Annotated in this window: 11 protein-coding genes and 1 riboswitch; of the genes, 8 read left to right on the forward strand and 3 right to left on the reverse strand. The window is 36.6% G+C overall.

Features of this window, described 5'->3' with window-relative positions:
• The first annotated feature begins 11 nt into the window (after positions 1-11).
• Positions 12-1,253 carry a nucleoside permease gene (locus WQ54_RS20970; RefSeq protein ID WP_046586978.1) on the forward strand — a complete coding sequence of 414 codons (1,242 nt, stop codon included), beginning with the start codon at positions 12-14 and terminating at the stop codon, positions 1,251-1,253.
• Between the two features lie 217 nt (positions 1,254-1,470).
• Here the strand turns inward: WQ54_RS20970 and WQ54_RS20975 are convergent, their stop codons facing one another.
• Both WQ54_RS20975 and WQ54_RS20980 read right to left on the reverse strand, forming a co-directional pair.
• On the reverse strand, positions 1,471-2,085 hold the full coding sequence (locus WQ54_RS20975; protein WP_046586980.1) for a LysE family translocator: 615 nt from the start codon (positions 2,083-2,085) through the stop codon (positions 1,471-1,473).
• 531 nt (positions 2,086-2,616) lie between these two features.
• Entirely contained in the window at positions 2,617-3,072 is a 456-nt protein-coding gene (locus WQ54_RS20980) for a VOC family protein (protein ID WP_046586981.1), read from the reverse strand.
• 828 nt (positions 3,073-3,900) lie between these two features.
• Here WQ54_RS20980 and WQ54_RS20985 point away from each other — a divergent pair.
• From WQ54_RS20985 to WQ54_RS20995, 3 genes are all read left to right on the forward strand, one after another.
• Positions 3,901-4,137, forward strand: coding sequence for an aspartyl-phosphate phosphatase Spo0E family protein (locus WQ54_RS20985; RefSeq protein WP_084822218.1), 237 nt, complete (start codon positions 3,901-3,903; stop codon positions 4,135-4,137).
• A gap of 107 nt (positions 4,138-4,244) precedes the next feature.
• Positions 4,245-4,323: riboswitch (ZMP/ZTP riboswitch) on the forward strand.
• A 141-nt stretch (positions 4,324-4,464) separates the two neighbouring features.
• The gene (locus tag WQ54_RS20990; protein WP_046586985.1) at positions 4,465-5,664 is read left to right on the forward strand and encodes a phosphoglycerate dehydrogenase; all 1,200 of its coding nucleotides are present in this window, start codon (positions 4,465-4,467) and stop codon (positions 5,662-5,664) included.
• A 197-nt stretch (positions 5,665-5,861) separates the two neighbouring features.
• Positions 5,862-7,049 carry an alpha/beta hydrolase gene (locus WQ54_RS20995; RefSeq protein WP_046586986.1) on the forward strand — a complete coding sequence of 396 codons (1,188 nt, stop codon included), beginning with the start codon at positions 5,862-5,864 and terminating at the stop codon, positions 7,047-7,049.
• 216 nt (positions 7,050-7,265) lie between these two features.
• On the opposite strand, the gene WQ54_RS21000 is transcribed toward WQ54_RS20995, so the two are convergent.
• Complete coding sequence (locus WQ54_RS21000) at positions 7,266-8,891, reverse strand: PucR family transcriptional regulator (RefSeq protein ID WP_046586988.1); 1,626 nt, start codon at positions 8,889-8,891, stop codon at positions 7,266-7,268.
• Between the two features lie 211 nt (positions 8,892-9,102).
• Between WQ54_RS21000 and allC the strand changes: the two genes are divergently transcribed.
• From allC to WQ54_RS21020, 4 genes are all read left to right on the forward strand, one after another.
• Complete coding sequence (gene allC, locus WQ54_RS21005; protein ID WP_269431582.1) at positions 9,103-10,350, forward strand: allantoate deiminase; 1,248 nt, start codon at positions 9,103-9,105, stop codon at positions 10,348-10,350.
• A 13-nt stretch (positions 10,351-10,363) separates the two neighbouring features.
• Positions 10,364-11,605 (forward strand): alanine--glyoxylate aminotransferase family protein, encoded by a 1,242-nt coding sequence (locus WQ54_RS21010; RefSeq protein WP_046586989.1) that lies wholly within the window; start codon positions 10,364-10,366, stop codon positions 11,603-11,605.
• Positions 11,606-11,863: 258 nt separating this feature from the next.
• Positions 11,864-13,033 (forward strand): amidase, encoded by a 1,170-nt coding sequence (locus WQ54_RS21015; protein WP_046586991.1) that lies wholly within the window; start codon positions 11,864-11,866, stop codon positions 13,031-13,033.
• A 36-nt stretch (positions 13,034-13,069) separates the two neighbouring features.
• On the forward strand, positions 13,070-13,936 hold the full coding sequence (locus WQ54_RS21020; protein ID WP_046586993.1) for a fumarylacetoacetate hydrolase family protein: 867 nt from the start codon (positions 13,070-13,072) through the stop codon (positions 13,934-13,936).
• The last annotated feature ends 200 nt before the right edge of the window (positions 13,937-14,136 follow it).

The following is a 14,136-nucleotide window of genomic DNA, read 5'->3' on the forward strand; positions in this document are numbered from 1 at the left end:
GTGGATGACAGATGAAAAGCAAAGCATTAATTGTCCCACGACTATCAGCCATGATGTTTTTAGAGTTTTTTATATGGAGTGCTTGGTATGCAACTGCAGGTTTAGTCCTCAGTAACTACGGTTTGTCTTCAATTATCGGTATTTCCTATTCAGTGGCCGCTATCGCCTCGATCGTTGCACCTTTCTTTCTTGGAATGGTGGTTGACCGCTTTTTTCCATCAGAAAAAGTTCTCGCCATTCTGCATCTAATAGGAGCAGTACTTTTATGGATGGTACCAGGATTAATCGAATCAGGAAATGAGACCGTTTTATTATGGATTCTTTTTATTTATAACGTTTGTTATATGCCGACAATTGCCCTAACAAACAATGTAGCCTTTCAAAATTTAGAGTCAGGTTCTAAAAATTTCCCATATATAAGGGTATTCGGAACGGTTGGATGGATTGTTGCCGGAATCTTAATCGGACAACTAGGTTACTCAGATAACATTATTATTTTTCAAATCGCTGCTGCAGTTTCACTATTGCTAGGGTTATACAGCTTTACATTACCGCACACACCTGCACCGGCAAAAGGAAAACCCTTGTCCGTTCGCGACTTGCTGTTTCTTGATGCATTAGCGATGTTAAAAGATAAAAATTATTTGATCTTTATTGTTTGCTCCATGTTAATTTGCATACCGCTTGCTGTTTATTATTCGTTCGCATCCCCATTCCTTGGTGCTGTTGGGTTTGATAATGTAGGAAGTGTTATGACGATCGGGCAAATGTCCGAGACCTTATTTATGCTGTTAATTCCATTCTTCTTTAAACGGTTTGGTGTTAAATATATGTTATTGGTGGGGATGATTGCCTGGACGTTGCGTTATGTCTTCTTCGGTTTCGGTGCACCAGAAGAAATCGCCATTTTTATGTATATTGGGATTGCCTTACATGGCATTTGCTATGACTTCTTTTTTGTAACAGGCTTTATATATGCGGAAGAAAAGGCAGATGAAAAAGTAAAAGCACAAGCACAAAGCTTAATTGTATTAGTTACTTATGGAGTCGGTATGTTCATTGGTTCACTTATTGCGGGTGAGCTCTTCAATTCAACAGTAACGGCCCAAGGTAGTGAAGCTTTACAACAATGGAAAAACTTCTGGTTATATCCTGCAGGTTTTGCAGCGATCGTCGCCATATTTTTCTTCGTTTTATTTAAAGAGAAATCCGAAAGTCCTGACACGCTTGTAAGAAAAAAGAAGGAAGTCTGATTGTTCATATGTGAAAGGCGATAAACAGAGAATACCCAAAACGTTCATGGGTATTCTTTTTTCGTTAACAATTATCAGCTGGGATTCTTATTAGATTTTTATATGGAAAACGAGTTGTTTGCTGATGGAATGTGTAGAAATCGAAGCTCCTACTTGCCATACCTAGTCTTCGAAAATAAAAAGCCTATATCCTAGTATCAAGACACAGGTTATTTTTTTATTCTTGGGTTTGAAGTGCCAATTTTAAACCTAAACCAATATATACAATTCCTACTGCTTTTCCAATCCAGTGTGAACGACGATTTTTTTTCGAATAGAACTTATTGCCGACTATACTTGTTAGGAGAACTAATAGTGTAGTATACGTTATACTCATGAACACAAACGTTAATCCTAGGATTAAGAGTTGGGTTGTTACGGGAATTCCATTCGACAGTACAAATTGTGGCAAGAAGGCTAAGAAGAATAATGATGTCTTGGGATTAAGTAATTCAATGAACAAAGCTTGGCGAAAAGACGCAATAGTTTCAACATCTTTTAAAACGGGTTTCTTATTGGTTTTTGATTTTTCAATCAAAGTACAGATCCCTATATAAACCAAGTAGGCCGCACCTAAATATTTTACGATCTCAAAGGCGAGTGCGGATGTCATTAAAATAGCGGATAAACCCAGTACGGCTGCAAAAGTATGCCCTAAGTCCCCTAGAGCAATCCCAAAACCTGTAACTATTCCATTTTTTGTTCCACCTTTAATCGTTTGAGAAATAGTTAGAAAAACGGCAGGACCAGGAATAAGAAATAACATGAGGACAACTAGAATAAAAGTTAACAATTTAGGTTCATTCCTTTCTTTAAAATGATTAGGGAAGTAACATAGCACTAGAAGTTTTATATCTTTTCTAACTTAGCATAAATTGGCAGAAACAAAAATAAATAATCGCAATTTGTTTTGAGTAATTTTTAATAACGTAAAAAACACAGGATAAACATTAAAAATAAATCCCAGCGAGCAATGTCATTATGTAATGAAATTCTCGAAAACTATCCTTTATTGTTGGAAAAAGTAAACTTTTGCGCTTGCCCAGGAAATTTAATAAGAGAGGAAATTATACAATGAGTTTGTAAGGGCTTTCATTTACAATGGAAAATGTAAAAATCATAAAGAATTTTTACTAATAATTATTTATATCAGTTCAAAATATCTCTATACATACATGATTTTAAACAAACGTTTATTTTAAAAACAGAAATTTTTTAGTGAAATGGTAAAAATTCATTCGTAAGGCTTTCTCAGAAGCAATGGAAAAGTCCATTTAAGAAAGCCATATTAGTTCTAACTGGGATAGTAAACAACTCTTTTGTATTACTGAATGTCACGCATAGAACCCAATACAATGTTATAGCCGTCTGGATCTTTAATATATGTATTTTTAAATTCCCATTTGCCGTGAGAACCAGAAAACGGCTCGACTGCTATATGACCTCCATTTCTACGTATTTCTTCAACTAAATCGTCCAATCCGTCCCAACTAACATGAATGAATGTATCCCATCCGTATTCAGGTCCTTCCCATTCAGTCGGATAATTTTTACGCTTTTTTGACAAGGCGTTTGGTCGTACATCATCAGAGGAGTTGGCTTGTTGCAGTAAAACAATCATTCCATCACGTTCAGCATGTCCCCAATCATCTACCTTACAACCAAGAACATCACGGTAGTATTCCTGTGATTTTTTTAAATCAGTGACTAAACGTACTTGAATGGATTGTCCAAATTTCCCTTTATTTTTTGTGGGAACATTTGCTTTATGTTCGCTCATTAACGTACCTCCTTTTGTTTTCGCTTTTAAATAGCTATTCGAAATAAATATTCTGCTTTTTGGTGATATATTCCTACTAATGTCGAATGCTTTCTTCCTCAGCAGAGAGAGGATTTGTAAAATGAACTGGAGACTTAATTATTTAAAGGAGATTCATAAGGAAATGACTATAAAAATATCTGGAAGATGTTTTAAGGATTAGTGACATAGAAATAATAATGTACAAGGACTTAAGTTAGGGATGTTGAGCAATGGATCATAGCAGAAGAAGAAATTATATTATAAGTTAAAATTCATCTTTTTTGACTATAATCGAAACTGATATCAGAGTTATTATAGGAGCAATAAATAATGAATTGGTCATATGGCATGAAAATACATGGTCAAATTGATCTGTATGACCTGGATGGGATTGATTTTAAGTTTATAGAATCGCTGAAGAAAAGAATTAATTGTGACATGATTTCTTTTAGGAAATGGTATGTTTCTTATATAAGAACCTAAAATAAATACTTAGATTCTGAAAATTTTTATTTTTTGATTTGATACTATTGAAATAAAATAATCTAATCCCAATATTACCTATTAAAAAACGAAAAAACCGTTACTTATCAAAGTTTGTCTTTAATAAAAAAATGACCAAGAAAAATAAAAGTTATATCACTACTTCGATAGATTTTTCTAAATTTTTTTACTTTACCTATACATATTTTCATCAAAAAACACCTATGGTACGATCTTATAGGTTTTGGAATTTCTGATTGTACAACACTATTGAGTATATTCATCACCTTCCAAAATCAGAAAATTATTTAGTCATAGAGGTGTATGATGAAAGTAAGTAAGCAGGTCAAAAGTGAAAATATGTCTCTTTTATTGGAAATATATAATTTAAAAAACCATTTAAACGAACTATATGCAAAAAAGGGCCCGGCAAATGGGGAATATATATCATTTTCAATAAAGTTAGATTTACTCTTGAAGCAGTACATGGAAGAGAAACTGATAATGCTTGGCGATGAATTGAAGGAAATGACAAAAAATAATAGCTATTCGGCAACATAATTACTTTAAGGTCGACAATCTAAGCGCTTTCTAGTTATAGCAGCATTTAAAACACTAAAAAATGTACTTGAAGTTAGTAAGAAATGTGTTAAAATAAAAGAAATGAAAAGGCTATGTGTAACTGGCGAAACACGGATAACCGTGAGGGAGCACATAGTGTCGAAGCCGTTCGCCTGGGCAGAGGTAAGGGAAAACTTCCCTTACCTCTTTCTGTTTATTAGGAAATAAATTTAAGGTTGAAACTCTCCTTAATTTGCATTATTCTAATAAAATATAAATATTCATAAAATTTAAAATCTAATATAAAGGAAAAGAGGAGAAATCAAAATGAGCACAACAACGTTAGAAAAAGTAAAAACAATCAAGACCTTAAACAATATTGCACAAGTCGGGCTTAATGTATTCAATCAAGGCAATTTTACGATTGACAATGACAATGAGAATCCAGATGCCATTGTTTTACGTAGCTTTAACTTGCATTCAATGGATTTTGCCAGCAATTTAAAAGCCATTGCACGTGCAGGAGCAGGTGTCAATAATATTCCTGTCGACAAATGCACAGAACAAGGGATTGTTGTTTTTAATACTCCTGGTGCGAATGCTAACGCTGTAAAAGAAATGGTCCTTACGACTTTAATGGCTTCTTCTCGTAACCTATTTGCAGGTGTGGCTTGGACAAAGTCGTTAGAAGGGGAAGGGGATCAAATTCCAAAACTCGTTGAAGCAGGTAAGAAACAATTCGTCGGAAAAGAAATCAAAGGAAAAACATTAGGCGTTATCGGCTTAGGTGCAATCGGTGCCCTAGTTGCTAATGATGCACTTGATTTAGATATGGATGTCATTGGATTTGATCCGTTTATCTCTGTTGATACAGCATGGAACCTATCTCGCAAAGTACAGCGCGCGATGACACTTGAACAGCTTTTTGCGAACTCTGATTATATTACGGTTCACGTACCATTAACAAAGGACACAAATGGTATGTTCAATAAAGAAACATTCAGCATCATGAAAGATGACGTTCATATTTTAAACTTCTCACGCGGAGAGCTTGTGAATGAAGCAGATATGCAAGAAGCTCTTGAAAGTGGAAAAGTTGGTAAGTATGTGACAGACTTCCCAAATGAAAATGTTCTTAAAATGAAAAATGTGGTTCCAATCCCGCATCTTGGTGCTTCAACTCAAGAATCTGAAGAAAATTGTGCGATTATGGCCGCTCGCCAAGTAAAGGACTTCTTAGAAACAGGTAATATCAAAAACTCAGTGAATTTCCCTAACGCTTCTCTTCCTTATACAGGAAAGCGCCGTGTAGCTGCATTCCACCAAAACGTACCGAACATGGTTGGACAGATTACGCAAGCTTTATCAAACTATAACTTAAACATCGCGGATATGGTAAACAGAAGCCGTGGAGAATATGCATACACATTAATTGATATTGATAATGAAGTAAACGGTGAAATCATTCCTCAATTAGAAGAAAAAATCAAGCTAATTCAAGGTATTGTTACAACTCGTATTATCTAATCATCGTATAATAGTTTAGTCAATAAAAGGTTGCTGGTTTCAAACGGCAGCCTTTTATTGTTTTTTAAAAGATTGTCTTTCCTAAATTTGCTTGATTTTTTCTATAATTCTATCATTTATACTAAAATAGATAACATTTGTAAGAGTTGAAAAAGATTAATTTAACGGGGAGGGTATGGCTAAAAACAGCTAATGTTATGACAAAACGTATAAAGCACTTCTTCCTCTTGTTAGTTAGTATTTTACTAGTATGTAGTCTAATTATCATTGCTTATGTTGAGCAGTGGAGGGAGACAGAAGCTGGCATCGTACCAGTAAAGACCGCAGTATTATTACATGCCGTTAATCAAAACCTCGTTTCAGCTGATACGAAAGCCCCAAAGATTTTTACAAGATCAGGTACTCCGCCTTATAATCGAGAAACGATTCATATTCCGATGTCTGACGGGGAAGATATCCCAATCAGAATCTATGAACCAAAGGCAGAAGGACCACATCCCATCATTTTGTATTATCACGGCGGAGCATTTATGGAAGGCTATGGGAATATCGATACCCATGATAATATCGTACGAGCCCTCGCATCAAGAACAGGCAGTGTTGTTATCTCAGTTGACTATCGATTGGCACCTGAATATATTTATCCAACTGCCGTTAAGGATAGTTATGAAGCATTACTTTGGGCTGTTGAGAATGCTGCTGCATTTCATGGTGATCCAACTAAGCTGGCGGTTGTTGGTGACAGCTCAGGCGGCAATGTTGCCACTGCTGTAACAATGATGGCTCGTGACCAAAAAGGCCCTGAAATTACAGCTCAAACTCTTTTTTATCCACTAACAACCTTTAAAGATATCGCGTTTTCATCGAGGGAAACGTATGACAGCGGCTATTATCTTTTGTCACGAAGTGTGATGGAAATGGCAAGGGAACATTATACACCAAATGAAGAAATGTGGAATCTCCCATATGCCTCGCCATTACATGCTGATTCACTCAAAAACCTCCCGGCTGCACTCGTTATTACAGCAGAGTTCGACCCATTACGAGATGAAGGTGAAGCATACGGTAAACGTCTGGCCGAAAGTGGCGTACCTGTTAAAGCCATTCGTTACAATGGGGTTATGCATGGTTTTGTTTCCTTCTATGAAGTGATGGATCGAGGTAACTATGCTTTAAATGAAGCAGTTTCGTATTTAAACGAAGCTTTTCTTGGTGGAAATGAAAATCGTCAGTATAATTTTATAATTTATGACAATTACCCAACGATAGAAGCACTTAAAGAACGAGGAGAAGCATATGCAATTGGTGGATATTTATTAGGGAAGCAAGTAGTATCAGCGTTTTCGTCATGGTATCATCACGCCGGTATCTTTGGGAATGAATAATCTTGTAAACTTAGTGATGAGAACTTAAGGCGGCTGAAAAGTATATGACTATAAAGTTTCGATAAAGAAGCACTTTCTAAAGGGGTGCTTCTTTATCTATTTACAAGAAAAGCATTCGTGTTGGACAAAGGAAAAAATTCAACAAGTGTTTAACCGGTATTTAATACTGTTACTCTAAAAGCAGCTAACTATCAAGATTCTTATTAATAAAGGAAATTAGGTACTCCCTTGAAGTAAAGTCTTAATTCGAAATGCTAGACGCAACCGCAATGTTTCGTCAGGTTCTTTAATACTTCTGCCAATGATTTCTTCACATTTTTCTAAACGGTAAATCACAGTATTTCGGTGTATATATAACCTTTTTGCCGTTTCGGATAATTGGCAGTGTGTTTCCAGATAAACAGATAACGTTTGCAGCAGGTCCTGATGATCCTTTTTCGGTTCATTAGCAAAGGCTTGAAAGGTATCTGTATAAAACTTTTTTAATTGATCAATTGGAACCATACGTAATATTTCAGGAACTTCCTTCGGTTGGTAAATTTCAATAAATTGTATTTTGCCTGACATATTTCCATAGTAAAGGGCGTCTTTTGCTTCCTTATAGGAAACAGGAACTTGGATAAGTTGTTCAGCGTAGTTACTTATACCAAATGAAATGTGTTCGCGGTAGTAGGTATAAACCTTAGATTGAATAGTTTTTAACAAAGAAAGAACCGTTTCCTCAATGTTTTTCCATGTTCCTACGAGTTCGAAAAGAAGGATATAGGACTGGTCCATTGTGAAAATGTGGACAGGTTGTTCAAAGGGGCGGATTTCAGATTCAATGGTTTCGTAAATAAGTTCTTGTTTTGACTGATATTGAATAGTTGGTACAGTTTTGTCTTGGTCAGATATATCAGCAGCAACACAGATATACCTCTTATCGTTTTGCAATCCAAATTCTCTTCCTCTGCTAATAATTTCATCATTCGAAGAGAATGTCCGATTAATAAAGTTGGAAAAATACTCGTTTCGTACACGTCTTGAATGCTGATTTAAAGCATTTTCCTTCATAAGTTCAAACGCTATGACGTTAGTTGCTTGCTCAACAGTTAAAATGGTCGATCGGTCAGAAAGAGGGATGAATCCTAAAACTGCTAAAAAACTAGACTGGCTTTTATGTGTATAAATAGGAAATAGACTAATTGATTCCCGTGTCTCAGATAACATTGAAAAGCTGGACATAGTCGTTTTTGGTAAATGAAAGGAATACCCTTTTGTAAGCAATTCTTCTAATCTATCAATAATTGACTTTTGCTTTGCTTGTTTTTGAAGAGGACGTAATTGGTGATTTAATAAGACAACAGGATAATCAATTAATGTGGATAAACGTTTAACAATCTTTTCAATCCCTTGACCACTAATGACATCATTTGTAAATTGTTGATGTGTCTGCATAGCTTGATCAAGTTCATTTGTGCGGACATCGAGGATGTAACTTAAAGATTGATTAACAATATCTCCTAATGAAGTTTGAACAGGCAGTTCAATAAGCGGAAATTGGAGTTCGTTTGCAAGTGAAACAGCCGCTTCCGGTATTTTATCTAAAAATCTCTTTGTTTTAATACCTAATGCTGAACACCCTTGCTTTTCCATTTCAAGTATGAGTGAGAGTAATGAATCAATATCTTCTTTAAAGTGGAATGCTGTAGTAATAAGTAAATCATTTTCTTTTAAAAAATGGATAATATCTGGCGCATCCATCATATTTACTGTTTGGACTTCACGTGAAATTCCTTGTTTTCCAGCGACTATAAAGGCTCCATGAAACACGGGCAATTGTAATAATTTACATAATTCCATTCAATCTCTCTCCTATTGTCAGGATAATTAACATAAATTTGTGCACTAATGATTATTTTTAGTTAATATAAACAATGAATCTATAAAACATTCTACATTTGTGTGAATGATTTTACTAGTTTTTTCTTTTACAATCAAACTATATCACTATTCATGTAATAAAACATCCCATTTAGGGTGATGCAATAACAAGATATAGAGGGGGATAAGGTTGGTAATAAGGGAAAAAACGTCTCTGGCTTACTTCGACCAAATTGAAGAAATGGTGGAGTGGCTGGCTTCATTTGGAAAAAGCAAAAACAACGGAGTCACTCGCCAATTATACTCAGATAGTTGGATATCCGCACAGCAAGCGCTCGAAAAACGAATGAAAAACATCGGACTTCATGCTTTTTATGATGATGTCGGAAATTTATTTGGCAGATTATCAGCTGCACAAGAAAATCCCTCAACTATTTTAACAGGATCTCATATTGATACAGTAATTGATGGGGGAAAGTATGATGGAGCGTTCGGCGTAATAGCGGGAATGATTGCTTTACAATATTTGTTTGAACATTACGGGTTACCGAAAAAAAATATAGAGGTCGTTTCCTTATGTGAGGAAGAAGGAAGTCGTTTTCCGATGACATACTGGGGATCTGGCAGTATTACTGGTGTTAAATCTCTCAAGGATGTTCAGCAGCTGATCGATTCAGATGGCACTCCTTTTGTTATGGCTATGAAAAATGCGGGGTTTGGCCAAGGGAAGTATCAAAAACCTCAACGAAAAGATCTTGATTGTTTTATTGAACTTCATATTGAACAAGGTCAAATATTAGAACGGGAACAAAAAACAATTGGGATTGTGAGTCATATAGTCGGACAAAGAAGATATAATGTCACCGTAGTTGGGGAAAGCAATCATGCAGGAACAACCCCAATGCCTTGGCGCAAAGATGCTATGTTTACAGCAACTGAACTCATTCAATATCTTATAAAGAAAGCAAAAGAAACATATCCTGACCTAGTTGCAACAGTTGGACAAATGATTATAGAACCTAATTTGTCAAATGTCATTCCGGGCAAGATCATGTTTAGTATGGATATCCGCCATAGTGAAGAGTATGTTCTTGATCAATTTTGTGACGACGTATTTGCACATTTTATTTCGATTGCAAATCAACATGATACAAAAGTAACCGTCGAGAATTGGATGAATGAAAAACCAGTAAAAATGAATGAACAATTAAATCAGGTGACTGAATTGATTTTATCCGAAGAGCAAATACCTTTTAAAAAAATGACGAGTGGCGCAGGTCATGACTCACAAATTTTCGGGTCGTATTGCCCTACAGCATTATTATTTGTACCGAGCAAAAATGGAATAAGTCATTCCCCATGCGAGTTTACCAAAACTGAAGATTTAAAAAAAGGGATTCAATTATTGATCAAGATTTTGTATAAGTTAGCTTATTAAGGAGGCAAACAGTATGAATGCTTTTCAAGAAATAGATGCACCTTTACGGACCATTATGACTCCGGGACCTGTTGAGGTCGACCCAAGGGTATTACGAGCAATGAGTATGCCAATTTTAGGACAATTCGATCCTGCTTTCACAAAAATAATGAATGAAACAATGGAATTGCTTCGCCAGGTGTTCCAAACGAAAAACCAATGGGCATTTCCCATCGATGGAACATCGAGATCCGGTATTGAAGCGTTATTATGCAGTGTAATAAAACCGGGTGATAAAGTGCTCATTCCGATTTATGGAAGATTTGGGTATTTATTAACAGAAATAGCAGAGCGGAATGGTGCTGAAATCCATCTGATTGAATGTGAATGGGGAAAAGTATTTGATCAAGAGGTTATTATAGAGGAACTAAAGAGAGTAAAACCTAAAGTGCTCGCGATTGTTCATGGCGAAACATCTACAGGTTGTATGCAGCCTTTAGATCGGATTGGACCAGCATGCCGCGAGCATGACGTATTGTGTATTGTAGATGCAGTTGCGACGATTGGCGGCACTGAAGTTAAAGTAGATGAATGGAAATTGGATGCCGTGATAGGCGGAACTCAAAAATGTTTATCTATTCCATCTGGAATGGCTCCGATCACATATAATGAACGAGTTGAACAGGTTATTGCTTCTCGAAAAAAAGTAGAAAGAGGAATTTCGACTGAAGAGGATCAAGTTAATGTACAGGAACCGATTCGAAGTAATTATTTTGACCTTAGTCAACTTCAGGATTATTGGGGACCGAGAAGGTTGAATCACCATACAGAGGCAACCTCCATGCTATATGCTTTACGTGAAGGTGTCCGCATCGTATTACAAGAAGGGCTGGAGGAGCGATTTGATCGACATCGTTTTCACGAAAAGGCGCTAATAGAAGGAATTAAGGCAATGGGTTTGGAATTATTTAATGGTGTTACTTGGAAACTCCCTATGGTAACTTGTGTAAAGATTCCAGCCGATGTGGATGGTGAGTCTGTAAGATCCATGCTCTTACAGCATTTCGGAATTGAGATTGCTAGTTCGTTTGGTCCGCTGCACGGGAAAATTTGGCGAATTGGAACCATGGGATTCAGCTGCCGTAAAGAAAATATCTTATTTGTGTTGGCAGCTCTTGAAGCAGTTTTAATCCGTCATAAGGTGAAAGTTCAAACAGGCCAAGCGTTACAAGCAGCATTAACTATATATGAAGCATCTAATTTGGTTGTGAAATAAAAGAGTTGTTAAACAGATTAGAAGGATTAAATACTAGGGTTTGTGTTTGTGTTTCAATCTTAAAGAGGGGTAAGTAATCCGACCTGTCTGTGGTTCAATACTACCTTTACGTCGTTCAATCCCGACGATTCATGGCTAAATCACCACGCTTCAAGGTTCAATAATATCTTTTCCCTAAAAGAAAAAGGCATCTGTTGTAAATAAACTAGTAAATCATATTCATGGGCTGAAAGAATCCGATTTATTGGAGGTAATGAAATGAATGATAAATGGAATGCGTTTGTTAATGAAGGTATTGTTTTGGAACCATTAGAGGAAGGTCCGTTAGACGGATTCAACTTTACAGTAAAAGATGTTTTTTCAATCAAAGGCTATACAAATACGGCAGGAAACCCTGATTGGTACCGAACACATAAACCGGCAACGGACCATGCTCCAGTCATTAGCACTCTTTTGCAGCAAGGAGCAAAGCTAACAGGAACGGTACATACAGATGAGCTTATGTATAGTTTAAATGGAGAGAACGTTCATTATGGTACACCTATAAATCCAACAGACCCAACAAGAATTCCAGGAGGCTCTTCAAGCGGGTCTGCTGTGGCAGTTTCGGCAGGAGTAGTTGATTTTGCCTTGGGTACAGATACTGGAGGCTCTGTTCGAATTCCTTCATCTTATTGCGGAATTTACGGATTTCGTCCAACACATGGAGTTGTGCCTATTGAAGGGATAATCCCTTTGGCAAAAAGCTTTGATACAGTAGGGTGGATGACAAAAGATTCGAGATTGTTAATAGAGGTTGGTGAGGTCTTATTAAATGGGCAAAACGCAGAGGAAGGCTTTCGTCATATTTTCTTAGGTGAAGACGCTTGGGGGTTGTTGGACAGAGAAAACAAAGGAGCATTATTATTGTTTTTTCAAAAAGTGATGAACAAAGCAGATCACTGTGAGTGGCGGCATATCGCGGAAGAAGGATTGGCAGAGTGGGCAAATACATTTCGAGTTCTGCAAGGGCTTGAGATTTGGGAAGAACATGGCGAGTGGATTCAGAATGAAAACCCGAAATTTGGACGGGGTATTTCAGAAAGATTTAAGTGGGCAAGCACATTGAATAAAGAAGAATGTAAACGCCAATTCCAATTAAGACAAACTATTACAGACAAACTGTCATACCTATTAGGCGAAGAATCAGTTTTCGTCATACCGACTGCTCCGGGCGCTGCACCGCTAGTAAATCTGCACGGAGAAAAAGCAGAACAGTATCGTTCTAGAGCCATGCAATTGACCTGTATTGCCGGTTTGGCAGGTTTACCGCAAATAACAATTCCTGTTAATGTGAACGGATTACCAATAGGATTATCGTTTATTGCGAATCGACATAATGATCGAAAACTATTACATTGGGTTCATGCCCTTTTACTCGACAAATAATGAGAGTGTATAGTTTCAAGTAAGGAGAAGGAAAAAATGAAGCTTGCCACAATAAAACTGAAGGATAAAGAAGAGGGTGCCGTCATTTCGGAGGACCGAGCGACTTTGATTCAAATCATAAATGAATATGCAGGGGAAAAATGGAGTACAAACCTGTTTGAACTATTGCAAACAAATCAACTGACAGACCTGAAGAACTGGTATAAAAATGGCGGTGAAAGCAGACTATCTCACCTCCCGACCATATTAGCAGAAGATACAGCGTTTGCCCCGCTCTATCGTCAACCGCGAAAAATTTGCGGTGTCGGGATGAATTATTTGGATAAGGCGATTGAATTATCTGGACGGCCACCAGAAGCTGAACCGATCATTTTTATGAAGCCAGATACGAGCTTAATAGGGCCGAATGATTCAATCATACTTCCTCCTCAAGCAAATGTAGTCACAGCAGAAGCTGAACTAGCCATTATCATTGGGAAGACGTGTAAAAATATTGACGAAGCAAGCGCATCATCATTTGTTGCAGGATTCACAACGGCAATCGATGTTACAGCTAAAGATATTCATGCAAATAATCCTCGGTTTTTACAACGGGCAAAGAGTTTTGATACGTTTTTTAGCTTCGGGCCATATTTCATTACCACTGATGAATTCACACACCTAAAAGATATTACTGTTGAAACCACGCTAAACGGAGAAGTTACTCATCGCAATGTGGTCGCCAATATGATGTACCCGCCTTGGTTTATCGTTTCATATTTCTCGCACATCATGACGTTACATCCAGGAGATATCATTCTGACAGGAACACCAGGATCAGTTGTTATTAAACATGGAGATATTGTTGAATGTCAGATTAATGGTTTTAAGCTATTGTCTAATTCTGTTACAAGACGATACTAACCCGAAAAGCCAGGCACTTACATAATCAAAGTACCTGGCTTTATTACTATCTAATTTTAGTTACTCTGTACAAAATAATTAATAATTAATTTACAATTCTACTAATGATTCATACATGATGTTCCGATAAACTAATTATATGTTACATTTATTCACATAGATTGTTAGATAATGAAAATCAAAGTTTTCCTTAAAAGGAG

The organism is Bacillus sp. SA1-12 (genome assembly GCF_000981385.1).
Taxonomy (GTDB): Bacteria; Bacillota; Bacilli; order Bacillales; family Bacillaceae; genus Metabacillus.